A 1,069-nucleotide genomic window follows, 5' to 3' on the forward strand; every position below is an offset into this window, starting at 1 on the left:
GCGGATGGAGCTGAAGCCAGTCGAAGATACCAGCTGGCTGCAACTGTTTAATAAAAACACAGCACTGTGCAAACACGAAAGTGGACGTATACGGTGTGACGCCTGCCCGGTGCTGGAAGGTTAATTGATGGGGTCAGCCGCAAGGCGAAGCTCTTGATCGAAGCCCCAGTAAACGGCGGCCGTAACTATAACGGTCCTAAGGTAGCGAAATTCCTTGTCGGGTAAGTTCCGACCTGCACGAATGGCGTAATGATGGCCAGGCTGTCTCCACCCGAGACTCAGTGAAATTGAACTCGCTGTGAAGATGCAGTGTACCCGCGGCAAGACGGAAAGACCCCGTGAACCTTTACTATAGCTTGACACTGAACATTGAGCCTTGATGTGTAGGATAGGTGGGAGGCTTTGAAGCGTGGACGCCAGTCTGCGTGGAGCCATCCTTGAAATACCACCCTTTAATGTTTGATGTTCTAACTCGGCCCCATAATCTGGGGTGAGGACAGTGTCTGGTGGGTAGTTTGACTGGGGCGGTCTCCTCCCAAAGAGTAACGGAGGAGCACGAAGGTTAGCTAATCACGGTCGGACATCGTGAGGTTAGTGCAAAGGCATAAGCTAGCTTGACTGCGAGAGTGACGGCTCGAGCAGGTACGAAAGTAGGTCTTAGTGATCCGGTGGTTCTGAATGGAAGGGCCATCGCTCAACGGATAAAAGGTACTCCGGGGATAACAGGCTGATACCGCCCAAGAGTTCATATCGACGGCGGTGTTTGGCACCTCGATGTCGGCTCATCACATCCTGGGGCTGAAGTAGGTCCCAAGGGTATGGCTGTTCGCCATTTAAAGTGGTACGCGAGCTGGGTTTAGAACGTCGTGAGACAGTTCGGTCCCTATCTGCCGTGGGCGTTGGAAGATTGAGAGGGGTTGCTCCTAGTACGAGAGGACCGGAGTGAACGCACCACTGGTGTTCGGGTTGTCATGCCAATGGCATTGCCCGGTAGCTAAGTGCGGAAAAGATAAGCGCTGAAAGCATCTAAGCGCGAAACTTGCCTCAAGATGAGTCTTCCCTGGGCCTT

General features: G+C 53.2%; 1 rRNA gene. It reads left to right on the forward strand.

The window, feature by feature from the left end:
• Positions 1–1,069, forward strand: a 23S ribosomal RNA gene (locus tag HWW83_RS25450); the annotation flags it as partial.

Source organism: Serratia ureilytica, from assembly GCF_013375155.1.
GTDB lineage: Bacteria > Pseudomonadota > Gammaproteobacteria > Enterobacterales > Enterobacteriaceae > Serratia > Serratia ureilytica.